Origin of the sequence: Photorhabdus sp. HUG-39, assembly GCF_963878365.1 — a bacterium.
In the GTDB taxonomy this organism is placed as follows: domain Bacteria; phylum Pseudomonadota; class Gammaproteobacteria; order Enterobacterales; family Enterobacteriaceae; genus Photorhabdus; species Photorhabdus kayaii.
The window spans coordinates 1-22,957 of sequence record NZ_CAWNWY010000050.1 but is presented as its reverse complement, the minus strand read 5'-3'; the positions used below and the strand labels follow the sequence as shown (position 1 = coordinate 22,957).

Genomic DNA, 22,957 nt, shown 5'->3' with positions numbered 1-22,957 from the left:
CATTGTTCAGCGCAGGTTGAAAACATAAAGATTACCTCAAGTCGGGTTTGTTATTGAGATCAATCTATGAGGAAAAAGTTCAATAACGAGGGGGCAGGTTAAAATATTTGTGTAGGAAAGACAGGTGCAGCCCCCAGGGGCTTCCCTGCTGAACAGCGTCACCTGCGGGCCTCGCCGGCCCGCACCCGGCCAACCTGCGTCAGCGGCGCAGACAAGCTGCCCCGCCGCCACGGGTTATCGATAAAACCCGGTTCTGGCAGGTTGAAAGGCGGTGTACAAACACGTCAGCAAATACACACAAGGGGTTAACGGCAGCTAACACCGCCGCTATACTGCTCAATGTGCAGACCGGATAAGGGCGTCAGGGTATGGCGGTAGCGTGCACACATCCTGAAAAGGCACGTCGGGTCAAAAAAAGTTGCAGGAGCAAAATGGGCGAAACGCGTCCTTCTGAAAGCCTTGTCCTGTGCGGCCTGGCATCGCCCTATAAGTATGACTGCCTCGGAGCTGATGCCCCTTTTGTGGCCAATATGAAGACACGGAAAGCGGTTTATTTTATAACCGGCACCGTTATTACGAGAGGGAAACAGGCCAGTACTTATCGCCGGACCCTTTGAATCTTAGTGGCGGATTTAACCCGTACAGCTATGTCCATGATCCGGTGAATTGGATTGATCCGTTCGGGTTAACTGGCTGTCCGGGGGCTAAATACCAACCTGAGGAAGTATTGGGTCGAAAAGTTTATAAAAATACACAAGATGTAACACCGGAAGCGCCTAAATTTGTACATAGTAGTGTCAATAGAACGGTTCAGAAAAAAATTGCAGATGGCTGGACTAACTTAGATTTAATGAAAAATGGCTATGCCCCAATAGGACCTGATGGAAAACAGATAAACTTGCACCATGTTATTGGGAGAGAGCCTGGTCCAATGGTTGAAATAGTTTCTTCAACTCACAAACAGTACCATAAGCCATTACATGGTCTCATTGAGAATGGAAATAGTTTTAGACAAAATAACTCTTTAGCTTATCAATATGATAAATTCAGAAAGAATTATTGGAAAACCAGAGCACTAGATTTTATGTGAGATAAGATATGAATAAGATAGAAGCATTAGTTCAGAAGTTATCCTCCTTATGCGAAGACGAAGTTGTTTGGCATACTCCAGTAGACAACGAACAAATCCGTATCTTAGAAAAAACGTTGAATATAATCATTCCTGATGATTATAAATTTTTCTTAAAAAAAACAGGTGGAGGTGGTGTTGTAGAACAAGAAATATCAGGCATTGAAGATAATAATGCGTTAATAGATTATGGTGGTACTATCTATGGTGATACAACACGATGTCGTTCTGAATTTCAATTACCTAAATATCTGGCAGTTATTTATATGGTAGAAAATGAAATTTATTGGTGCATTGATAGTTCACCTAGTAACTTTGGAAAAATTGTAAACTATGACCCATATCTTAAAAAGGTAGATGCTATTATAAGCGATAGTTTCACTTCTTTTTTTGAAGAATATGTTGAACTAAGGACTCAATAATTTTTATAAAAAACTAACCAAGCCAGCTGAATAAATCTCAACTGGCTTTCATCTTCATTGAGTCTCTGGATTTTTGACTATTGATAATATCACTCCTTGTTTAGATCAACAGCAGTAATCATAATATTTATTCTAATGAAGTAAGGCAGGAAATAGAAATAGTTCGACGTCAGCATGAAAATGGTAATATTAATGATCGAGAGGCTAGGGATGCTATAAGAAAGATTCAAATGGATATGAAAAATAAGATCTGGTCAGGAAGCGTAACTACAACAAAGTGTGGGAGATTGAATTGATGAATTACTATGTCTTAATGAATGATTATAAATCCTCAGTAATACCAAGATATCTTCATGCTATTGTAGATACAAAAAAACAAGTAAATAACAATTGGGATTATAACTGCTCTGAATACTCATTCCCCTATTACATGAAAGAACCAGAGTGCCCCAATCAATTGTTTTTATTATGTAATAAAAATATAGGAGCTCTGCGGTTTAATTATTATAATCACGGAGCAAGCCATATTATATCTGATAATTTCATTGATTTATTTAGTAATTTAAAAATTTGTGAAGTTATATCTAAAAAATTAATAGCAACTTCAATCAAAGATGGTAATATACTTAGGGATGATTTTAATTACATGTATTTCATAGGTGATGATACTCTTCTAGATTTGGATAGATCTGAATTAGAAGAAGACAGGTTTAACAATCCACACTGCATTGATGTATTTACACTACGTAGCACTTTACTTGCTGATTTTTTATTTCTTTCCGAACACGCAACAGAAATATTTGTAAAGATGAAAGTTAGTGGTGTGAAAATAGTTAAACTAGATGATGCATTTAAAAATTATTGTATAGACTATAGATATGATATCGAAAGTAAAAGAAAAAAATAAAGAAAAAATTACCATAATGTTAATATAAAATAGCTGAAGGGAATATTAGAAATTTTGTGTCATTTCAGGAAATTAAAAAAAAGAAATGACACACTCCTTGAACCAATGGTGTTACAGGATTACCTTATCATCGTTCTGGTGGTCCGAACCCGTACAGTTATGTCCATAACCCGGCGAACTGCATTGATCCTCTGGGATTGGCGGGTTGTGATCCTACTGGATACCATAAACGCAAGGCCCTTCGAACAGATGTTTATAATGCTCAACGTCCTACGGCTGGTCGTCATGCAACAAAACATATCAACGCAAAAGATATTAATGAAGCTAAAAATCTGAGTGTAGGTAAAGGAAGCTTAGATAAAAGACCTGAAGCATCTTATTTCCCGGAATATGCAAGTAAGGTAGCTGGCTTTGAGAAACAAGCTGCATATGGAGCTATTCGCAATGGCCATGCTTTTGACCACGGCGGAACTCGATTCATGTTCTATAAAAACCCTACCGGTCATGTTGGGTATAATGAAGGGCAATTAACCAATTGGGTAAGAATCGAAATGACGAATGCCCCTATTCCTACTATTCACAGTTTCCCGGCATCGTTGGAACAAGTCGGAAAATACATTCCCGGAGTTCGTTAATGAAAAAAGATATATGGAAGAATATTCAGCCCTTGAGAATACCTAGTAGGTGGGTAATTGATGTAAATAATTTCTATGACTATGAACCTACTAAAGAAAATATGGATTGGTTCTATGGATCAATTTTGATTAGTGGACATAATTCTCTTGATGGCCTTTGCTTTGATTCACGGTATGAACCAGAAGGAGATCCTAACGGTTTATTTGTATTAGATTTCTTTATTATAAAAACAAATAAAAAGACAGGAAAAACAGAAGAGGAAAAATTCCTAGGTAGTAAGCAAACAAGAGATAAAGCCAAGTTCATTAACATACTTGAAGAATTTATGTTTACTGGAAAATATGAATAGTTAAATTTAAAGCCGGAAAGATCCCCGTGATCTTTCCGCTTTGTTATTTTTATACTTAAAATAAATATCTTACAGGCTTGATCTTAATATATTAAATATATAATTTAAAATCATAAAAATATAAAATAAATAAGAAGATAAACAAAGAAATAATACAGAAAAATATAATATTCATTGTAAATATATACATAAGCTATATTTTAGTTATTTTATTCTGTTTTCTCCCTGAAATCGCAAAAAGCCGGAATCGCTTCCGGCCTGTTTCTTTCTTACCGTGGTGAATACCCGTGACACGCCAGTGCCGACTGGAGCCGCCCTATCGCGGCCTTGATAACCCAGGCTTCCGCATCATCAATCGCACAGGCGCGTATCTCCGCCCAGTTCAGCCGCTTCACCAGTTGGGCTAAGGCCAGCGCTTCAATATGGGTTAACTGAATATCCTGTAAATGTTCAATCGCTATCGTCATCTCATGCTCTCCCCTTAACCCGCAAAACCGGTTATCAGCGGTAAGAGTCCGGTCATCTCACCTTGTTCTTCCCCTCCGGCCCATGCACGCTACGGCTTCCTTCCTTTATTTGGAGACTGATATCATGAGCCGTAGCCGATATACCCCGGAGCAAAAACAACACCATGTGACCTAATGGCGGCACAGTGGCCTGACCCGAAAACAGTATTGTGAACAGCATCAGCTGAATTTTTCCTCTTTCCGCGACTGGATTGCCGACAGTAACAAAATGCGCCAACCTCTCAGCCAGACATTGCCCGCCCTCTTGCCGGTTTCACTCCAGCCTGACGACACGCACACCGTCACCTTGCATACCCCAGACGGCTATGCCATCGCCTGTCCATTGACGCTGCTGCCTGACGTGATGCGGGTACTGGCCCGATGCTGAAACCGCAACAGCTCTTTCTGGTGCGAGAGCCCGTCGACATGCGCCGGGGTATTGATGCCCTGACCCAGCACCTGGAGGGACTGAATTTGCGCTGGCAGGACGAAGCCGCTTTTGTCTTCTGCAACAAGGCCCGCTCCCGTCTCAAGGTGTTGCGCTGGGACCGACACGGCGTCTGGCTGTGTACCCGCCGTCTGCACCGGGCCCATTTTGTCTGGCCGAAGCAGGGCGAGCGCAGCTGGGTAATGACGCCCGCCCAGTTTGACTGGCTCATCCGCGGCATTCACTGGCAACAGATGACCCAACCCGTTCCGCCCGCGGACACTGGCACTGGATATGGAGCCTTACTTTTATTATCAGGGAACCGTTGATACTTTTCCTGTCTCCGCCCAGAAGAGTATTATGTTCATCACTCTAGACGTGATACCTGACGGCTTCCACAAAAGCCATAAAAGCCGGCGAAGCCTGTCGCCGGTTGGGATAATAAAGATGAAATCCCTGAAAATATGGGCACCAGTCCGCTAAGACTTCTTTTAGTGTCCCGTCGGCAATGTAGGGTTTAGTTAAATATTCAGGGACATAAGCCAGCCCTATACCATCCAGTGCGCTATTTAAAATATGAATAGTACTATTTGAGGTAAATTGACCATTGACCCGAATATTCAGCTTTCTGCCATCTTTTTCAAATTCCCACGCGTAAACGCCGCCAGCAACTGAATGACGGACATTAATGCAACGGTGGTTTGTCAGATCATGAGGAGATTGCGGAATTGGATGCTGCTCAAAATAGGCGGGTGTCCCAACTACGGAGAGGCGCCAGTCCGGGCCAAGACGTACTGCTATCATATCCTTACTGATAGCTTCGCCAAGCCGGATTCCGGCATCAAACCGCTCACTGACAATATTCGTGAAACCGTAATCGATACTGACTTCCACGTTAATATCAGGATATCTGGCAAGAAATCTGGCAAGCATGGGCCTCAGGATCATCTGTACCGCATCGTCTGAGCAAGTGATCCGAATCGTACCCGCAGGCTTATCCCGAAGCTCACCTAATCTTTCAATTTCAGCGTTAATCTGCTCAAAAAGAGGACCAATAGAATGTAATAATCTTTCCCCTGCTTCTGTCGGTGCGACATTACGTGTTGTACGGGTTAATAAACGTACCCCGAGTCTTTCTTCCAGAGCTTTAATGGTGTGGCTGAGTGCCGATGGCGTGACGCCCATTCTTGCCGCGGCCTTTGTAAAGCTTTGCTCCCCTGCCACTAACAAAAATGCTTGAAGATCGTCCATCTTGAAACCTCAATTGTTGAATTTTTCTCATAAAAGCATGCTAATTATAACGTCTAATCAAAGAAACATTATGCAATTAAGATCTACATGAGTTTGATTATCGCCATAGCTGTTTGGGATGCATAAAACACGTCATTCCGTTCTGCTATCAGATGAATGCCGGAGAAAAATGAAAACGGTTAATACTGATGTAAGATCATACACGCATTCAACCCAGCCTCCTGCATGGGGAGCGGTCTTTTCCATGGCTCTCTGTGTTGTTGTACTGATTGCGTCAGAATTTATGCCCGTCAGCTTGCTGAGTCCAATCGCACAGGACTTGCAGATGAGCCAAGGGCAGGTAGGTCAGGCTATTTCAGTTTCAGGTTTTTTTGCTGTGCTGACCAGCCTGCTGAATACTCCCCTGACAGGTAAATTCGACCGGAAAAAAGTGCTGCTGAGTTTCACGCTACTTCTGACAATATCCGGGATGATTGTGACACTGGCCGCTAGTAACGTGGAGTTCATAGTCGGACGGGCTTTATTGGGCATCGCCATTGGTGGTTTCTGGTCAATGGCGACGGCGACCGTGATGAGGCTGCTTCCACCTGATTCTGTTGCGAAAGGGCTGGCTCTGATAAACGGCGGCAATGCGCTGGCGGCGACCATTGCAGCTCCGCTGGGTAGCTTTCTGGGACAGTATATTGGCTGGCGAGGTGCCTTTTTTATAGTGATCCCACTTGCCATACTGGCATTTGTCTGGCAATGGCGGGGGATTCCTGCGATGGAAGCCAGTAAAAAAAGCGAAGCAGTTAATCCATTCAGGTTGCTGAAAAAAACGCAGGTTGCCTTGGGTATGGCTGGCATTATGTGGTTATTCATGGGTCAGTTCGCTGTTTTTACCTATTTGCGACCGTTTCTGGAAACGATTACTGGCATCAGTGTTACTGAATTATCCCTCATACTCCTTCTGTTGGGTGCTAGTGGTTTGGTTGGAACATACTTCATCGGATTGTTATTAAAAAAACGGTTGTTTGCCTACCTGATTGCTATCCCTCTCGCGATGGCAGTGGTTGCGGTAGTCCTTACCATTTTCGGCAGTTCTGGCATGGCGGTTGCGGCGTTACTGGCAACTTGGGGATTAGTCGCCACGCCAGCACCAGTTGCTTGGGGACTCTGGTTGAGCCGCGTACTGCCGGATGATGCCGAAGCTGGTGGTGGCCTAATGGTCGCGACTATTCAGTTGGCTATTACGCTGGGAGCCAGTTCCGGTGGAGCAATGTTCGATGTCATGGGCTGGAAAAGTCCCTTCGTCTTTGGCGCGGTATTACTGTCGTTATCTGCCATTTTTACCTGGGCTGCACAGCATTCAGCCCATCCTGGCGTTATTGCTCATGGGTAAACATGGGTAATAGCAGAGAAAGCAGAGTTCGGGTTTATACGCCCAGGCAATGGTAGAGCGTGGTTTTGTCACTTTGGCTTGGGATGCATCCTATAACGGCGAGAGTGGCGGCGAACCTCGTTCGATTGCCTCTCCAGAAGCTTTTGTGGAAGACTTCAGTGCCGCTGTTGACTTTATTGGCACCCGCTCATTTGTTGACAGAAATCGCATTGGTGTCATTGGTATCTGCGGGAGCGGAGGGTTTGCACTCAGTGCTGCGGCTGTTGATCCTCGTATGAAGGCCATAGTGACTATCAGTATGTATGATATAGGCCGGGATCGCCGTCAGGGATTGTGGGACACAATGACCAAAGAGGATAGGGTCAAAGCACTTGAAGACATTGTTCAGCAGCGTTACGTCGAATTTGAAGGTGGACAGAAACGCTATGTTATAGGGACTCCAGAAGAAATTACCGCCGAGTCACCGGCTGTCGCTCGCGAGTTCTATGATTACTACCGGACGCCGAGGGGGTACCATCCTCGCTCAACAACAGCAATGTCTCTGACCAGTAACCCGGCATTAATGAATTTCTTTCCGTTCTCTCAAATAGAGGCAATCTCGCCCCGTCCGATTCTGTTCATTGCGGGTGAAAAAGCTAATTCCCGTTATTTCAGCGAGGATGCTTACAAATTGGCCGCTGAGCCTAAGGAGCTTTACATTGTTTCCGGCGCATTGCATGTGGACTTATATGATCGGACGAAATTCATTCCATTTGACAAGATTACATCATTTTTCACTGATAATTTAAAATAAGATAATAACAAACTAAAGGTGCATTTAGCGCCTTTAGTTCAAGCCGTTTGCTATCCCTTTCCCTATAAATGATGCGGAATAAGTTCATATTATCCTTGACTGTCCGTGACATATCCTAATCGATTCAGGTAATTCAGTATTTTTAATCAGTGATCAAATTAGTTTTAACTTGTACTGATCTTTTTTCTATTTACGTTAACGATATTATTTTAATTCCTTCTATTAAAATAATTCCTAATAAATTGTTTTTCAACTTAATCTTATATTTTGTATAATTTGTCGCATTGAATGATTTTTTAAATATTGAATAGGTCGCATTTTGGATTAATATCATGTCTATTATTTAAAATAGGCAGCTAATTTTCATGACATTTGCCAAAATAAAATTTTTTATAATTAAATATACAAGCGTTTAGTTTATATTTAAAAATACTTAATGTTGGTAGATTCACATAATAAATAAAAATAATGATTTCAATTTTAATAATGAAGCTCAGCGTTTGCCAATGAAAATTGCAGAAAATCAAATGAGATTATACCCTATGGATTTCAAGATGCATCGCGACGGCAAGGGAGTGAATCCCCGGGAGCATAGATAACTATGTGACCGGGATGAGCGAGTGCAGCCAACAAAGATGCAGCTTGAAAGATGACGGGTATAGTCAATTTTCTTAACTGGATAGTTAATTTTATATTAAGTTATCATCAAATTGTTCACTTCTTTTGTTGTTTTGGTTATCGGTTTACTCTGGTTTTTGAAAGTTAAATTCGGTCAAATTTTATTTTATATTTGAATAGATAAATTTCATGCGTTATTAATGAATAATTATTTATTTATTCGTTTCATCTATATGTAGTAGATTTAATTTATTCACTGTTTATTTCCTATTTATTCATTAAATGTGCATAGACAATGCATAAAAATACTTTTTGGAATTTTGAACGAGATCAAAAAGTATTTTTTTTGTGTACAACTTGTGTTGACTTTGTTAAGTGTGGGCAACAGTATCTGTCTAATGGCTGAGCAACTCTGTTTTAGGAAATAGTCATGGGATTAATAAGAATAATATTAAATAGATCCTGTAATCTTATTATCTTTAAGGCTTTTTAGGTTTCAGTTTGGTAAACCTTTTACTCGGCATACATTAAATAAGGTGTGTAAGTGTGAGATGAAAAATGATGCTGGGCATATTACTTTCTCTCGTCCGCGTACTCTCTATTTTAAGGGGAAATGATCTATGTTAGAAAATATTCAGAGAAGTTGGTTTGATCACTATATGGTGCCCTGTTTCTCTCCTGCTAAGTTCATACCTGTTCGGGCCAAAGGTTCGAAAGTATGGGATCAAGATGGTAAAGAATATATCGATTTTGCCGGTGGAATTGCCGTTAATTCATTAGGGCATGCACATCCTGAATTAAAGGATGCGTTAATTTCTCAGATTGATAAAATATGGCATATAGGTAATGGTTACACCAATGAACCTGTCCTGAAATTAGCAAAAAGACTCGTGGAAAATACTTTTGCTGATAAAGCGTTTTTCTGTAATTCAGGAGCGGAGGCTAACGAAGCAGCATTAAAGTTAACCAGAAAATATGCCGCTGATAAATATGGAAAAAATAAGAATGAGATTATTTCATTTAAAGATTCTTTTCATGGTAGAACATTATTTACCGTTACAGTAGGAGGGCAGCCAAAATATTCACAAGATTATGCTCCTCTTCCGCAAGAAATTACGCATCTTCCTTATAATAATTTATCTGCGATCAGAGAACATATTTCTGAAAATACCTGTGCGGTTATTGTCGAACCTATTATCGGTGAGGGCGGTGTTATTCCCGCAGATCCTACATTCTTGCAGGAATTACGTACCTTATGTGATCGTTTTCAAGCGCTGCTTATTTTTGATGAAATTCAAACTGGGGTGGGCCGTACAGGATACCTTTATGCTTATCAGGAATATGGTGTCGAGCCTGATATTCTTACCAGTGCTAAAGGTCTCGGTGGCGGTTTTCCTATCGGCGCTATGTTAACAAAACAACATATTGCAGCGGTTTTTCAACCTGGAACGCACGGTACCACGTTTGGCGGTAATCCTTTGGCGGCGGCAGTTGCCAATAAGGTGCTTTCTATTGTTAATCAAGCGGAACTGCTCACCGGCGTTTTACAACGTCATGATTACTTCATGGATAAATTATCGAAACTGAACCAGCGTTACCAAATATTCAGTTGCTTGCGAGGTAAAGGGCTGCTTTTAGGTGCTGAATTGGATAAGGCTTGGCAGGGTAAGGCGAAGCAATTAACTAACTTGGCAGCAGAGGAGGGATTAATTGCTTTGATCGCGGGTCCAGATGTGTTGCGCTTTGCGCCAGCCTTAAATATCGAATTTGCTGATATTGATGAAGGTCTGGTTCGTCTTGAAAGCGCCATCATGCAGTTTGTAGGTTAATAGTAAATCGAAGGTGACGTTATGATGCTTTTCCGAGCTGTCCGGCATAGTGACTTAAATGGGGTTCAGTCTTTATCTCAACGCGCGGGTATAGGTTTGACATCTTTTCCTAATAACCTGGAGCAATTATGTTCACGTATTACACGTAGCGTTGATACTTTTGAGGGAAAACTGACCAGGGCTCAGCAGGGATTCCTTTTTGTGCTGGAAGATACCTGCGTGAATCGGGTGGCGGGTGTCAGTGCCATCGAAGTGGCGGTTGGGCTAGAGGAACCGTTTTATAACTTTCGGGTACAAAAAACCATTCGTTCATCACGTGAATTGGGGATTTATAAATCTATTGAAACGTTGACTTTGGAACAAGATCAGACCGGTAACAGTGAATTGTGTACTTTGTTCCTTGATCCGGAATATCAGAAGGGAAGAAATGGGGCATTTCTCTCCAAAGCACGTTTTCTTTTTATCGCCGCATTTAGGGATATTTTTTCTAAAATTATATTCGCTGAAATGCGAGGGGTTGCAGATGAGCAAGGAAATTCCCCTTTCTGGAATTCACTGGGACAACATTTTTTTGGCATTCCTTTTTCCCAGGCAGATTACTTAACTGGTATTGGGTCGAAAACCTTTATTGCCGAACTCATGCCCCTTCATCCTATTTATATCTCCTTATTATCTGCTGAGGCGCAGAAGGTGATTGGGCAGGTCCATGAGAAAACAGTACCCGCGCGGGCAATTCTTGAAAAAGAAGGTCTTATCTATCAAGGCCATATCGATATTTTTGATGGCGGCGCTTTATTACAGGCTGAGATTGACCGGATACGTGCGGTAAAAGAGAGTCGTCTCATTTCTGTCAGTAAAGTCGAATCAGTGACCAGAGATGATGGTGTTCCTTGCATCGTTGCCAATCAGCAGTTTAGTGAATTTCGAGCGCTTTTATTGAATGTGGCGTGTGACAGTAATGAACTTTTTTTAACAGCCGCAGAGATGGATGCACTTCAAGTAAGCGATGGGGATCAGGTGCGACGGGTTAGTCTCTTTCCAAAGGAAAATTAAGCATGAATTATAAAGCACATTACATTGGGGGAAGATGGATTGAGGGGCAGGGTGAGTCGATAACTAAATTTTCCCCAATAGATCAACAGATTCTGTGGCAAGCTAACAGCGCTGATGCTTCGCAAGTCAGAGCCGCTTGTCATGCTGCTCGTGAGGCGTTTTATGCTTGGTCACATTTGCCCGCCAGTGAGCGGATTAAGGTTGTTCAGACGTTTGCGGCTTTGCTGAATGAGGAGAAAGAAACGCTTGCTCGTGTTATCAGTCAGGAAACCAGTAAACCGTTATGGGAAACTCGGACTGAAATACAATCCATGATAGGTAAAGCGGCTATTTCTATCGAAGCGTGGGAACAGCGTACCGGTGAGTCAGAAACGATTATGCCAGACGGCCGTGCCTTACTGCGTCACCGTCCTCACGGCGTGATGGCGGTTTTTGGTCCATATAACTTTCCCGGACATTTGCCTAATGGTCATATTATTCCCGCGCTTATTGCGGGTAATACGCTGGTGTTTAAACCGAGTGAATTGACACCGATGACCGCAGAAGAGACGGTGAAACTATGGGAAAAATCCGGTTTGCCCGCAGGTGTGCTCAATCTGGTTCAGGGAGCACGCAATACCGGGACAGCATTGCTGGAGGATAAGCAGATTGATGGCGTGCTGTTTACGGGAAGTGCCAATACTGGCTTTCACTTTCACCGAGTGCTTGGCGGTCAGCCAGAGAAGATGTTGGCACTTGAAATGGGGGGAAACAATGCATTGATCGTCGATAGTTGCGACGATATTGATGCCGCTGTTTACACCATTGTGCAGTCAGCGTTTATCTCTGCTGGTCAACGTTGCACCTGTGCCCGCAGATTATTGGTCAAAAATGGTGCGCACGGAGATGCGGTGATTAAGCGTCTGGTGGAGGTGACAGAGCGGATCGTACCATCCCATTGGGATGCCCAACCTCAACCGTTCATTGGTGGAGTCATTTCTTTACAGGCTGTGCAGAATCTATTGGAAGCTCAAGATCGGCTACAAAAATTGGGTGGTATCTCTTTGGTTTCGCTGGAGCAATGCCAGCCGCAATCAACGTTGTTGACCCCAGGGATTATTGATGTTAGCCAAGTCGCTGATGTTCCTGATGAGGAGTATTTCGGGCCGCTGCTCATGCTTATGCGTTATGACACATTTGATGAGGCGCTAGCAATCGCCAATAACACCCGATTCGGATTGGCTACCGGTTTAATTTCGCCGGATGCTGCTCTGTTCCAACGTCTGTCGGAAGATGCCAGAGCGGGCATTGTGAACTGGAATAAGCCGTTGACTGGGGCTTCCAGTAAAGCGCCTTTCGGTGGCATTGGTGCGTCAGGAAATTACCGACCTAGTGCTTATTATGCTGCTGATTACTGTGCCTGGCCGATGGCATCTCTGGTTACCGACGAACTCACTTTACCTGAAACACTTGCGCCGGGGCTTCATTTCCCTGATTAACCGTTTAACGGGAGAGGTTTTCAACTTATATAATTTTTCCAGGGGGATTTATGGCTGGTTTTGAAGCAAATTTTGATGGGTTGGTCGGCCTGACCCATCACTATGCGGGGCTTTCTATGGGTAATAAGGCTTCGATTAATAATAAAGACAGCGTATCTAACCCGCGTAAAGCCGCGCTGCAAGGGTTGATGAAAATGAAAGCGCTGGCTGATGAGGGGTTTATTCAAGGAGTGTTTCCTCCTCAACAACGCCCTAATATTCCAGCCTTGCGTAATTTAGGCTTTGTGGGCAATGATGAGCAGATACTGCATAAAGCAGCCAAATATTCTCCGGTGTTATTATCAAAACTGAGTTCTGCTTCATCAATGTGGACTGCAAATGCGGCAACCGTGTCACCTTCGGCGGATAGCGCTGATCAGCGAGTTCATTTCACGGTAGCTAATTTAAACAATAAATTGCACCGTTCGTTGGAAATAGAAACGACGGCCGCTGCGTTAAAAGCCACTTTTGCTGATCAAAACTATTTTGTCCATCATCAGGCTCTTCCACAACATGAAGATTTTGGTGATGAAGGGGCGGCAAACCATAATCGCCTTGGCGGTGATTATGATACGCCCGGCGTACAGGTGTTTGTCTATGGCCGTAGCGCATTTCGTGGCGGCCCAATGCCCAAATGTTATCCTGCGCGGCAAACATTGGAAGCCAGTGAAGCGATTGCGCGGTTGCATCAGCTTAATCCGGCACAAACCGTTTTTGTACAGCAAAACCCGGTCGCCATTGACAGTGGGGTTTTCCATAACGATGTGATTGCGGTCAGCAACCGAAATGTCCTTTTTCACCATCAATATGCTTATCTTAATCAGTCTCAGGTTCTGACTGAAATTAAAGAGAAAATGGCGGTGTTGGGACAGAATTTTGTCACGATTGAAGTACCTGCTGAGCAGATCAGCATCAAAGACGCGGTTGATTCTTATCTCTTTAATAGTCAGTTACTGAGTAAAACCGATGGGAAAATGGTGATCGTTGTTCCTGAAGAGTGCCGCCAACATTCCGCTGTCTGGGATTATTTGCAGTCGCTGAGTGCACAGACCTCTGCACCAATTAATGAAGTTCGTGTTTTTGATTTGCGGGAAAGTATGCGTAATGGCGGCGGCCCCGCCTGTTTGCGTCTGAGGGTGGTACTTAACGATGCTGAATTTCGCGCTGTTAATCCCGCAACATTGATGAATACGCAGCTTCACCAGCGTCTGACCAAATGGATAGCGCACCATTATCGTGATGAATTATGTGCTAGTGATCTGGCCGATCCCCAATTACTTCGCGAAGTTTATACCGCGCTGGATGAGCTTACGCAGATCCTGAATTTAGGATCGATCTATGAATTTCAGCGCTAAATTGGAGCAGATATGGATCTGTTAACGTTATTGCTTGAAAAAAAACTTGCCGACCACCTGATATTTCCAGAAACAATAAATGCGCATTGGCTGGCAGAAGGGGTACTGCAATTGATTCCCGATGAAGGGGGAAATCGGTCTTTGGTGATTTCTGCCGGTATTCACGGTAATGAAACCGCGCCTATTGAAATATTGATTCAGTTACTTGCACAGTTGGCGGATGGCACGTTAACACTAAAAAATAACTTGTTGATCATCTTTGGTAATTTGCCTGCGATGCGTGTGAATCGACGTTATTTACATCATGATTTGAATCGCATGTTTGGTGGCCGTTACCTGAATTTTCCGCTAGGAAATGAGCGATCACGTGCGGCTGAACTTGAAGACGTTGTGAGTCGCTTTTTTGCTGAACCTTTGGTGTCGTCGATAAATATTCGCTGGCATATTGATCTGCATACCGCTATACGCGCTTCTCACCATGAGCAATTTGCCTTGTTACCTGCTCAGAATCGCCCCTTTTCTGCTGAATTTATGCAATGGTTGCATGACAGCGATATTGATGCGCTGGTTTATCATCGTGAGAAAGCCGGGACTTTCAGCCATTTTCTGAGTGAAAAGTTTGGGGCGGATAGTTGTACAATGGAGATGGGTAAAGCAATGCCTTTTGGGGAAAATGATTTAACCAAATTTCAAAAAATTACGGATGCGCTTTATGGTTTAATTTCTTTATCGCCAATAACAGCACGTATTAAATCTGAGCTGAAACATTACCAGGTAATTAATTCCATTATTAAGAGTCACGACAGTTTTCAACTTCATATCCCCGCAGATACCTTGAACTTTACTGAATTGCCAGAAGGGTTTGAAATCGCCAGCCAACAAGATCGCCATTGGAAAATTAAATTTCCGGCGAAATTTATTTTATTTCCTAATGCTGAGGTTGCTAATGGATTAAGGGCGGGACTGTTACTTGCTTTAAATAAAAAATAATTAAATAAATAAGGCATTATTCCATTTTCTTCCTGAAGCCGTGGTAGAAAGATTTAGCAGTTTAATGCTTATCCTAATAGGCGTAATTGTTGCAGGCCGTTCTTATAAATAAACAGTGAACACGGACAGCGCGGAAAAACCGGAGCGTACACGTAGTACGTGAGGATTTTGAGCACTGCCTTGGTTCGCTCTTTATGGCAAATAAGGGCAAATAAAATAGCCTTATTGGGGTAGGCAGTTAATGACGGACGGGTATTATCATGAAAAAAAATAATAAAACTCAACAAAACCTTTCGGCAGAGAAATTTGCTGATACACAAACGCTTCATAGAGGGCTGAGTGCACGTCATATTCAATTGATTTCCATTGGTGGTGCTATTGGCACAGGTTTATTTATGGGGTCAGGAAAAACCATTGCTGTATCGGGTACATCGATCATTATTACCTATGCGATTGTTGGTTTTTTTGTCTATATGGTGATGCGGGCAATGGGAGAATTGCTGCTGACTAAACTGAATTATCGCTCTTTTGCTGATTTTGTATCGGATTATTTAGGTACCAAAGCCAGTTTTTTTCTCGGCTGGACTTATTGGATGAGTTGGATTGTCTCTTGTATTGCTGATGTTGTTGTGTGTGGCGGCTACATTCAATATTGGTTTCCCGGTGTTTCTCTTTGGGTGCCCGCATTTATAACGCTAGGTTTACTGGGTACTTGTAATCTTCTTTCTGTCCGCTTATTTGGCGAAACTGAATTCTGGTTCGCCATGATTAAGGTAATTGCGATTTTAGCGCTGATTATTATTGGCGTTGGTATGGTGATGGTAGGCTGGCAATCACCGGATGGTATGATCGCCTCTGTGAATAATTTGACTGATCCATCGGTATTTTTGCCAAATGGTATTTTTGGTTTTTTTGCTGGTTTTCAAATAGCGATTTTTTCTTTTACCGGTGTTGAGTTAGTTGGCACGATGACGGCAGAAACAAAAGATCCGGAAAAGATATTGCCGAAAGCAATTAATTATATCCCGATGAGAATTATGATTTTCTATATTTTCTCCATGTTGAGTATCATTGCCGTCACTTCTTGGGGACGGATCTCCGCTGAAACCAGCCCTTTTGTGACATTATTTGCCTTGGCGGGTCTGCCTGCCGCTGCCGCAGTGGTTAATTTTGTTGCATTAACCTCGGCAATGTCTTCTGCTAATAGTGGATTATATGCTTGTACACGTATGCTTTATGGCTTATCAACGGAAAAAAACGCCCACCGGAAATTTAAAATTCTTTCCCGCAATACGGCGATTCCTGTACATAGTTTGATATTTTCTTGTTTCTGTATGGTGGTTGGTACGTCACTTTTATTTATCGTACCGAATGTCATGCAGTTATTTACTATGGTATCAACCGTTGCTTCGATTATGGTGATTTATAGCTGGTGTGTGATTTTGATTGCCTATTTGGTTTATCGTAAGAATTACCCTGATGTGCATAAACGTTCAATCTTTAAGATGCCTTTGGGGGTGTTAATGACTTGGCTGACTCTGACTTTTTTCATTTTTACTATAGTGGTAATGGTTTTTGACCCGGATACCCTGGTCGCACTTTGTGGCACGCCTTTATGGTTTATTTTGTTAAGTATTTTATGGCGCGTAAAGAAGAAAAATGAGGCACAGGAAGAACAACGTTATCAGATATCAAAAGAGAGTTTTCGTTCATAGACAGGAATGAAGAAATAACGAATTGAAACAGATAGGAAAATGGCTTTAATGGCGATTTCATATTAGCCGAAACGGCTCATTTGATTGCATGATATTCAACGGATACCAAACAATTAACTCAGGTGATAATCAAATCGTTTGGCGGGCCGGGACTTGCCTTTGCAGATATTTTAGTCAAAGTTGCGTTATTTCTTTTGACCTACTTACGATTGAGAATTTGTTAAACCTCATGACCTCGGTGCTTTTATTAAATTTTTAAATTAAATTTATTGATGATTTATTTTGTTTTTCGTCAAATTTTTTAATTTATTTTGAATCGTTCACCGATAATGTTCGATAGACAGGCTGGACGTCTGTCATAAAAAAACATCACGCTAAATAATGTCAATAATTAGCGTAGGGCAGCAGCATGACGTGGCTTGAATATGAGCACAATGATATGTTTGCAAAATGTAATTATGTAAATGGAATAGACTGTTATTATTGGTTTTTTGTGAGTTTAGCTAAAATAGAATTGATGGGAATCATGATATCGGCAGCGTTGATATTTGGCTGTTAAATGACCGTTTTAGTCAATGCCTTTGGTCTCTCTACAGCAAGGATATACAACATTAATCTTGGCTATTAGTGTATATTAAATAGTACAGGGTATAGATTAAACATTAACATTACTAATTGTTTGATAATAGATTATATGTAAATATATAATCTATTATCAATTGTCTACTGATAATTGATAACTGTTGTGGAGGCGGATGTTCATAGTGAGTGAAATTTAACGATCCACCAGGAAAATCGAAATGGGTCATACAGTTTCCAGAGCTATAACACAGCCTTTAAATTGCTAATAAAATCAATAATATTAATATAGGCACATATGCAGCAAATTAACATCTCAAACAGCCACCGTTTGGTTCAATCTGAGGCTGAGCTACTCGACCTTATTCTTGCCGAAGTAACTAATACTCCACATCCGGATCTCGTCATTATGGCAGGGCATTTCATGCTCTTTCTTGATGAAGAGCGAGGATGCCTTGTTCCGGGAGTCATCGAAGAAAATACGGCTCCTATGCGAGAAAAAATTGAACGACGCGTAGGAATTTTTCCAGGATATACTTGGGAACTTGGTGTTCGAATCGCAGAGCAGCTTAAACATCAATTCGAAGCGATAAAATTTCTGCTGCTCATCAACGATTGGCAATATGTTTCGCGCGACAGCGGGCCAGCATCTGAACTAAGACGTGCCTTCTATGAACAATTCTCCGCGCTTCTGGCCTCGTACAAATCTATCCTAGAGCGCAGTGGGCAATTTTCTGAGCAAAACATGCTCGCAAGCCGGAAACATCCTATTGCCTATCCGGAGACTTGGCTGAAATACCGATTCCAGAAAAGCGCCGATAAGTTGGTCAAAGCAGGGCTATTAAATCGCCGCGTTTTCGACAATGGCCCTGATGCCGGAACTGAAATTTCTCTTGTGGACGAAAACGGCGATTATCGACCCCTCATTACCTGCGGCGTTACCGGATGTGCGGGAGAGATCACCGAGATGATCTCCGAGGTCTACAACGCGCAACATCGTCTTCTGGTGATCTTCGCCCCCGGCGAATGTTTCCAACCGGTCAAAACAGGGGTAAGCACCGCGCTCTCTCTGTATGGGCTTTCGGGCATGAAGGTGATTGTTGCGGACCCCGGTGGAAGCGGAGAGATGCAGACACAAGAGATCTACTCGAAGCTTGTTAACGTTGCCGTCTTCACTTCCTGATGGGGAGTCGCTATGAATGTTAATGAAAACCCGACTGGCGTAATCTATCTGGATCATTGTGCTACGACACCATGCTTTCCTGAGGTCGTCGACATCATGCGATTCTATATGGAGCATGAATTCGGTAATTCTTCCTCCGCCCATGTGATGGGGCGTCGCGCCCGGCATGCGATAGAGAATGCCGCCCAACAAGTTGCGTCTCTCATCGGTGCTCGCCCAGAGGAGATCGCCTTTACATCGGGGGCCACAGAAGCCAACAATATTGCGCTTTTTTCAAGTTTTGCCCATAACGAATGCGCTCCTGCGGGAGCGCTACTTTGCCCTATCGACCACAAATCTGTGTTACTCGTCGGTAAGGAGTTGAGCCGTCGGGGGCTTGCTGTCGAGTACATGTCAGTTGCCGCCAATGGCCGGGTACAACCGGAAGATGTCATGACTAAACTGACCGCCGACACCCGTATCGTCAGCGTTGCTCATGTGAATTCTGAGCTGGGTACAGTTCAGCCGGTGGATGAAATTGCTGCAATCACGCGTCGGTCAGGCGCTTGGCTACATGTGGATGCCGTCCAGTCTGTCGGCAAAATTCCCATGAACGTCAAGGAAACTGGAATTGATATGCTTTCGTTTTCCGCCCACAAAATGCGGGGACCGAAAGGCGTTGGGGCACTCTTCGTCGATGCGCGTGTTGCGGGGCATTTGAGGCCCTTCATCTATGGCGGCGGCCAGAATCATTTGCGCAGCGGTACCTTGCCAACGCCGTTGATTGTCGGGTTTGGTCTTGCGTGTCAGATGATTCAGTCAACCCTTATGCAACGCCAGGCAAAAGTCACTGCATTGAGAGACTATTTTATTACTCGCCTTCGTCAAAGGGTGCTGAATGCCGTGTTGAATACCGATATCTCTTGCAGTTCCCCATACATCGTGAACGTTCAGTTCGAAGGTATCGCTTCGGAGGCGCTAATATCCGGGTTGCATCAGGTGGCTATATCGTCAGGTTCAGCCTGCAATTCTGCGGAACTACAGCCTTCACACGTGCTCACTGGCATTGGCTTGAGCTCGGCTCAGGCTAATGCGTCGGTTCGGTTCTGTTTTGATCCGGATCTCGATAATGCGATACTGGATGCCGCAATTGAACACCTTGTCTTCCGATTAAATTCTATTCGCTAGGAGCATTATCTATGACTATGCAAACTTCCTCCCCAAGCCCTGGCACTGGTTTTTACGAACGGGCTTTCGGTAGTTTCTCTGCGGAAGCGGTATCTGAGGTACGCAAAGAGACCTATGGCGAAGACCTGGGGCAGAACAACTGGTCCTCTGCTGATGAGTTTAGAAAGTTCTCCCAATGGCTTCAATTATCTGACAGCTCGCATGTGCTGGATGTATGTAGTGGGTCTGGAGGGCCGGCTCTGTTTTTGGCAAGGACCAGCGGCTGTAGCGTGACGGGGGTTGACATTCATCCTCATGGCCTCCTTACCGCCCGGCAACTTGCGGCAGATTTCGGACTGGAAGATCGAAGCCACTTCGTCGACAGTGATGTTCGTCAGCCTCTGCCATTTCCTGACGGCACTTTTGATGCATTATGGTGCATCGACTCAGTAATTCATATTCCGGATCGATTGGCCTTGCTGCGCGAATGGTGCCGGCTACTGAAACCGGGCGGACGGTTCTTGTATACCGATCCTACTTTGGTAACGGGTATGCTGAGTAAAGACGAAATCGTGATACGTGGCATGCCGGGTTATTTCCTCTATAGCCCGCTTGGGTTGAACGAGCGTTTAATCAGCGAGGCGGGTCTTTGCCTCGAAAGGCAGGTGGATCTTACCCAAAGCGTTGTTGAACTTAGTGAGCGCTGGCGTGCCGGGCGTGAGAAGCGCAGGGAGCAATTTATTGCAATAGAGGGTGAAGAAGCGTTCGAGCGGATGCAGAATTTCTTGTCCACCACACAATTAGTCTCAATCGAAAGGAGGCTGTCGCGCATGGCCTTTATTGGTTATCGCCCGTAATATCTCTTACCTCTTTGCCTTATTGGGCAAGGAGGTATCTTACGCATTTTATCTGAATAATGGTGTTAACCTTCGGTCAGCTCTCAACTTTACTGTTTCTGGTTAGACGACACATCATGTCTGCTATTCTCCAGATTTCCTTAAATAAATAATTATTAGTATTTATTATCAATGGAGCTTTTATGAATTATTGAGATATTATTACAATGATGAGATAATATTCTTTAGATTATTATGGTATAAAAAAACGAATAATTATTTTATCTTTTCTATTGTTGTAGTTATTTTTATTTTATGTTGCTGGTATATTATTGTCATGTTGTTTTTTATATGTAAATGACATATTTTTTAATTTAATTATATTGGAATTTGTTTTTGTTTTTTACAGTTAAATAATCTACCTTGTTTGCGACAGATGATAACAATGAAGATTAATATATTGGTTAATTTATTATATATTGTCTGTAATAGTGTTTTTAAATCAACATATAATGATGAAATCTATTTTCATTTAATTAGATATCAAAAAAACAAATAAAGCAAGGATAAAAATATGAGTTTTAATAAAAAGGTTTTACTTATTTCCCCGCTTTTATTAGCGATGAGTAGTGTTAGTATGGCATGTATGAAAGATCCGGAGAACATTAGAAATCAGGTAAAAGATGCAATAACTGCAAATGGATTGGCAAAAACCAAAGTAATGTCTTTATACACAAATTGTGTTCTTAGAGTTAAAGACAACACACCAAATAAACTTACGCTAAAGAGTAGTAAAACCTCAAATAGTGATAATGAGGCAGAAAAATCGATGTACTGGTATCGAGGAATGGAGATAAAGGAATATCAAACATTTGATAAGAATAGGAACGAGAAAATTTCTTGCGTTCAAGAAAACAGTTTCTGTGGAATTGCGCCTCAATTCACTTACTCACAAAGTTATCTAACGAATAAAAAACCAGGTGTTGTTATTGAATTTAAGACGGAAAAGGCTGGCTGGTTATATAATGACTTTACAACTAAACATGGATGTAAGACTAAAGCTGAAGGTGGAGGAACGTATGGGCTTGGTGTAACAGGAACATCGGCAAGTTGTGATTCTGCATATAAGCAACACGGAATAGGAAATATATTTAATGAGTGGTTATCAAAGAATAAAGTACAAGCCCAGGTCGCGTATGTATTATTACAGAAAAAGAAAAAATAGGCTTCTCTGTGCTGAAACTATGCAATTATCAATCTTGAATATACGCAGATAACTATAAAGGTGAGGTGCCGCATATATGCGGCATGATTAAATTGTTTTTTGTATTTAATTGTGTTCAGTTAGATAGCAGAAAAACTTTCATTGAAAAATATTTTACAATAGTGATAAATAATTATTTGATTTTTATGTATTTTATAATCAAGCATAATTGCAATCTTGTGAAGGTTATTTAGATTGTTATGATATAAAAAATCATTAGTTATTATGTTATATATAGAACAGTGAATGTTGATAAATTGCTTATTTTATATGTTGTTGAAATTTTTATATATTTGTTATTATGTGTTTAAATAAGATATTCTTTAGTTTAATGATTCTGTAATTTGTGTTTTTTGATTTAGTAATCTACTCTTAGTTAAGAAAGTAAATAATAACCAATTTAATTCAATGAGTTATATTATAATGTTCTATTGTTATTAATTTATTATTTACGACTGAATTGTAATTTGAATTATTATTTATGCTGTAAATTAAATATTAACTTAATAATAACGAAATTTATTTTTGTTCCATTTCGTGCTAAAACCATAAATCAAGTAAGGAAAGAAATATGAATTTTAATAAAAAGGTTTTCTTTATTTCTCCGTTTTTATTAGCTATGAGTAGTTTCAGTATGGCTTGTATGCAAGATACGGCGGAAATTAGGAATCAGGTAAAAAATGCAATAACTGCAAATGGATTGGCAAAGACTAAAGTCATGTCTTTATATGAAAATTGTGTTCTTCGAATTGAAGTCAACACAGATTATAAATTTACACTAGAGAGTAATAAAACTGTAAATAGTGATAATGAGATAGGAAAATCGATGTACTGGTATCGAGGAATGTATATAAATGAATATCAAGGATTTGATAGGAATAGGAATGAAAAAATTCCTTGTGTTCAAGACAACTCTTTCTGTGGAATTGCGCCTAAATTCACTTAGAGCCTATCCCAAAAGGAATTGTCATATTGTATAATATTCTAGAACGGATAATTTCTGAAGGTATAGAGAGTATGGCAAACAACAAATGGCGGCTCAGTGATGAACTTTGGGGAAAAATGGCGCCA

At 41.9% G+C, this 22,957-nt stretch carries 23 protein-coding genes and 1 pseudogene; 21 read left to right on the top strand and 3 right to left on the bottom strand.

Annotated elements, in window-relative coordinates:
- Positions 1–199: 199 nt before the first annotated feature.
- Positions 200–340 (bottom strand): hypothetical protein, encoded by a 141-nt coding sequence (locus AAC155_RS22070; RefSeq protein ID WP_158536619.1) that lies wholly within the window; start codon positions 338–340, stop codon positions 200–202.
- A gap of 189 nt (positions 341–529) precedes the next feature.
- Between AAC155_RS22070 and AAC155_RS22065 the strand changes: the two are divergent.
- The 6 genes and pseudogenes from AAC155_RS22065 to AAC155_RS22040 all read left to right on the top strand — a co-directional run.
- Positions 530–676 (top strand): annotated as a pseudogene (locus AAC155_RS22065) (RHS repeat-associated core domain-containing protein); the annotation flags it as partial.
- On the top strand, positions 662–1,090 hold the full coding sequence (locus AAC155_RS22060) for an HNH/ENDO VII family nuclease (RefSeq protein ID WP_229015769.1): 429 nt from the start codon (positions 662–664) through the stop codon (positions 1,088–1,090). The pseudogene AAC155_RS22065 and the gene AAC155_RS22060, both read left to right, overlap by 15 nt.
- Before the next feature lie 8 nt (positions 1,091–1,098).
- Entirely contained in the window at positions 1,099–1,551 is a 453-nt protein-coding gene (locus tag AAC155_RS22055) for an SMI1/KNR4 family protein (RefSeq protein ID WP_036783502.1), read from the top strand.
- Between the two features lie 295 nt (positions 1,552–1,846).
- The gene (locus AAC155_RS22050; protein WP_113044161.1) at positions 1,847–2,458 is read left to right on the top strand and encodes an Imm43 family immunity protein; all 612 of its coding nucleotides are present in this window, start codon (positions 1,847–1,849) and stop codon (positions 2,456–2,458) included.
- A gap of 197 nt (positions 2,459–2,655) precedes the next feature.
- Positions 2,656–3,093: a hypothetical protein gene (locus tag AAC155_RS22045; protein WP_112896978.1), complete on the top strand. Its 438-nt coding sequence runs from the start codon at positions 2,656–2,658 to the stop codon at positions 3,091–3,093.
- Positions 3,093–3,443, top strand: a complete 351-nt coding sequence (locus AAC155_RS22040) for a hypothetical protein (protein WP_112896979.1) — start codon at positions 3,093–3,095, stop codon at positions 3,441–3,443. Before AAC155_RS22045 ends, AAC155_RS22040 begins: the two co-directional genes overlap by 1 nt.
- Before the next feature lie 269 nt (positions 3,444–3,712).
- On the opposite strand, the gene AAC155_RS22035 is transcribed toward AAC155_RS22040, so the two are convergent.
- Entirely contained in the window at positions 3,713–3,910 is a 198-nt protein-coding gene (locus AAC155_RS22035; RefSeq protein WP_112896980.1) for a DUF7706 family protein, read from the bottom strand.
- A 190-nt stretch (positions 3,911–4,100) separates the two neighbouring features.
- On the opposite strand from AAC155_RS22035, the gene tnpA reads away from it, so the two are divergent.
- Together tnpA and tnpB are read left to right on the top strand one after the other, a co-directional pair.
- A complete protein-coding gene (gene tnpA, locus AAC155_RS24570; protein WP_392392058.1) occupies positions 4,101–4,337 on the top strand; it encodes an IS66 family insertion sequence element accessory protein TnpA in 237 nt (78 codons plus the stop codon).
- Positions 4,331–4,705 (top strand): IS66 family insertion sequence element accessory protein TnpB, encoded by a 375-nt coding sequence (gene tnpB / locus AAC155_RS22030; RefSeq protein ID WP_229015770.1) that lies wholly within the window; start codon positions 4,331–4,333, stop codon positions 4,703–4,705. Before tnpA ends, tnpB begins: the two co-directional genes overlap by 7 nt.
- Before the next feature lie 43 nt (positions 4,706–4,748).
- On the opposite strand, the gene AAC155_RS22025 is transcribed toward tnpB, so the two are convergent.
- The gene (locus tag AAC155_RS22025; RefSeq protein ID WP_113044160.1) at positions 4,749–5,627 is read right to left on the bottom strand and encodes a LysR family transcriptional regulator; all 879 of its coding nucleotides are present in this window, start codon (positions 5,625–5,627) and stop codon (positions 4,749–4,751) included.
- Between the two features lie 169 nt (positions 5,628–5,796).
- On the opposite strand from AAC155_RS22025, the gene AAC155_RS22020 reads away from it, so the two are divergent.
- From AAC155_RS22020 to AAC155_RS21960, 13 genes are all read left to right on the top strand, one after another.
- Positions 5,797–7,008 (top strand): MFS transporter, encoded by a 1,212-nt coding sequence (locus AAC155_RS22020; RefSeq protein ID WP_113044159.1) that lies wholly within the window; start codon positions 5,797–5,799, stop codon positions 7,006–7,008.
- Positions 7,009–7,057: 49 nt separating this feature from the next.
- Positions 7,058–7,801: an alpha/beta hydrolase gene (locus AAC155_RS22015; protein ID WP_113044158.1), complete on the top strand. Its 744-nt coding sequence runs from the start codon at positions 7,058–7,060 to the stop codon at positions 7,799–7,801.
- Between the two features lie 1,238 nt (positions 7,802–9,039).
- Positions 9,040–10,248, top strand: coding sequence for an aspartate aminotransferase family protein (locus tag AAC155_RS22010; RefSeq protein ID WP_113044157.1), 1,209 nt, complete (start codon positions 9,040–9,042; stop codon positions 10,246–10,248).
- A gap of 24 nt (positions 10,249–10,272) precedes the next feature.
- Complete coding sequence (gene astA / locus AAC155_RS22005; RefSeq protein WP_229015733.1) at positions 10,273–11,301, top strand: arginine N-succinyltransferase; 1,029 nt, start codon at positions 10,273–10,275, stop codon at positions 11,299–11,301.
- Between the two features lie 2 nt (positions 11,302–11,303).
- Complete coding sequence (astD, locus tag AAC155_RS22000; RefSeq protein ID WP_113044155.1) at positions 11,304–12,779, top strand: succinylglutamate-semialdehyde dehydrogenase; 1,476 nt, start codon at positions 11,304–11,306, stop codon at positions 12,777–12,779.
- A 50-nt stretch (positions 12,780–12,829) separates the two neighbouring features.
- Complete coding sequence (astB, locus tag AAC155_RS21995; protein ID WP_113044154.1) at positions 12,830–14,173, top strand: N-succinylarginine dihydrolase; 1,344 nt, start codon at positions 12,830–12,832, stop codon at positions 14,171–14,173.
- A gap of 12 nt (positions 14,174–14,185) precedes the next feature.
- Positions 14,186–15,163, top strand: coding sequence for a succinylglutamate desuccinylase (gene astE / locus AAC155_RS21990; RefSeq protein ID WP_113044153.1), 978 nt, complete (start codon positions 14,186–14,188; stop codon positions 15,161–15,163).
- Between the two features lie 260 nt (positions 15,164–15,423).
- Positions 15,424–16,878 carry an amino acid permease gene (locus AAC155_RS21985; protein WP_113044152.1) on the top strand — a complete coding sequence of 485 codons (1,455 nt, stop codon included), beginning with the start codon at positions 15,424–15,426 and terminating at the stop codon, positions 16,876–16,878.
- Positions 16,879–17,755: 877 nt separating this feature from the next.
- Positions 17,756–18,640, top strand: a complete 885-nt coding sequence (locus AAC155_RS21980; protein ID WP_113044151.1) for an LPD16 domain-containing protein — start codon at positions 17,756–17,758, stop codon at positions 18,638–18,640.
- A 12-nt stretch (positions 18,641–18,652) separates the two neighbouring features.
- The gene (locus AAC155_RS21975; protein ID WP_113044150.1) at positions 18,653–19,807 is read left to right on the top strand and encodes a cysteine desulfurase family protein; all 1,155 of its coding nucleotides are present in this window, start codon (positions 18,653–18,655) and stop codon (positions 19,805–19,807) included.
- Between the two features lie 11 nt (positions 19,808–19,818).
- The gene (locus tag AAC155_RS21970) at positions 19,819–20,643 is read left to right on the top strand and encodes a class I SAM-dependent methyltransferase (RefSeq protein WP_113044149.1); all 825 of its coding nucleotides are present in this window, start codon (positions 19,819–19,821) and stop codon (positions 20,641–20,643) included.
- A 553-nt stretch (positions 20,644–21,196) separates the two neighbouring features.
- The gene (locus tag AAC155_RS21965) at positions 21,197–21,847 is read left to right on the top strand and encodes a hypothetical protein (protein WP_113044148.1); all 651 of its coding nucleotides are present in this window, start codon (positions 21,197–21,199) and stop codon (positions 21,845–21,847) included.
- Between the two features lie 610 nt (positions 21,848–22,457).
- Complete coding sequence (locus AAC155_RS21960; RefSeq protein WP_191214971.1) at positions 22,458–22,832, top strand: hypothetical protein; 375 nt, start codon at positions 22,458–22,460, stop codon at positions 22,830–22,832.
- The last annotated feature ends 125 nt before the right edge of the window (positions 22,833–22,957 follow it).

Bases quoted from the DNA above. Each gene is read 5' to 3' on its own strand.
- AAC155_RS22050 (WP_113044161.1), top strand. From the start codon at position 1,847: ATGAATTACTATGTCTTAATGAATGATTATAAATCCTCAGTAATACCA.
- AAC155_RS22055 (WP_036783502.1), top strand. From the start codon at position 1,099: ATGAATAAGATAGAAGCATTAGTTCAGAAGTTATCCTCCTTATGCGAA.
- AAC155_RS22025 (WP_113044160.1), bottom strand. From the start codon at position 5,627: ATGGACGATCTTCAAGCATTTTTGTTAGTGGCAGGGGAGCAAAGCTTT.
- AAC155_RS22035 (WP_112896980.1), bottom strand. From the start codon at position 3,910: ATGACGATAGCGATTGAACATTTACAGGATATTCAGTTAACCCATATT.
- AAC155_RS21965 (WP_113044148.1), top strand. From the start codon at position 21,197: ATGAGTTTTAATAAAAAGGTTTTACTTATTTCCCCGCTTTTATTAGCG.
- tnpB (WP_229015770.1), top strand. From the start codon at position 4,331: ATGCTGAAACCGCAACAGCTCTTTCTGGTGCGAGAGCCCGTCGACATG.
- astB (WP_113044154.1), top strand. From the start codon at position 12,830: ATGGCTGGTTTTGAAGCAAATTTTGATGGGTTGGTCGGCCTGACCCAT.
- AAC155_RS22010 (WP_113044157.1), top strand. From the start codon at position 9,040: ATGTTAGAAAATATTCAGAGAAGTTGGTTTGATCACTATATGGTGCCC.
- AAC155_RS21960 (WP_191214971.1), top strand. From the start codon at position 22,458: ATGAATTTTAATAAAAAGGTTTTCTTTATTTCTCCGTTTTTATTAGCT.
- AAC155_RS21970 (WP_113044149.1), top strand. From the start codon at position 19,819: ATGACTATGCAAACTTCCTCCCCAAGCCCTGGCACTGGTTTTTACGAA.
- AAC155_RS22040 (WP_112896979.1), top strand. From the start codon at position 3,093: ATGAAAAAAGATATATGGAAGAATATTCAGCCCTTGAGAATACCTAGT.
- AAC155_RS21985 (WP_113044152.1), top strand. From the start codon at position 15,424: ATGAAAAAAAATAATAAAACTCAACAAAACCTTTCGGCAGAGAAATTT.
- AAC155_RS22015 (WP_113044158.1), top strand. From the start codon at position 7,058: ATGGTAGAGCGTGGTTTTGTCACTTTGGCTTGGGATGCATCCTATAAC.
- AAC155_RS22020 (WP_113044159.1), top strand. From the start codon at position 5,797: ATGAAAACGGTTAATACTGATGTAAGATCATACACGCATTCAACCCAG.
- astE (WP_113044153.1), top strand. From the start codon at position 14,186: ATGGATCTGTTAACGTTATTGCTTGAAAAAAAACTTGCCGACCACCTG.
- AAC155_RS21975 (WP_113044150.1), top strand. From the start codon at position 18,653: ATGAATGTTAATGAAAACCCGACTGGCGTAATCTATCTGGATCATTGT.
- AAC155_RS21980 (WP_113044151.1), top strand. From the start codon at position 17,756: ATGCAGCAAATTAACATCTCAAACAGCCACCGTTTGGTTCAATCTGAG.
- astD (WP_113044155.1), top strand. From the start codon at position 11,304: ATGAATTATAAAGCACATTACATTGGGGGAAGATGGATTGAGGGGCAG.
- astA (WP_229015733.1), top strand. From the start codon at position 10,273: ATGCTTTTCCGAGCTGTCCGGCATAGTGACTTAAATGGGGTTCAGTCT.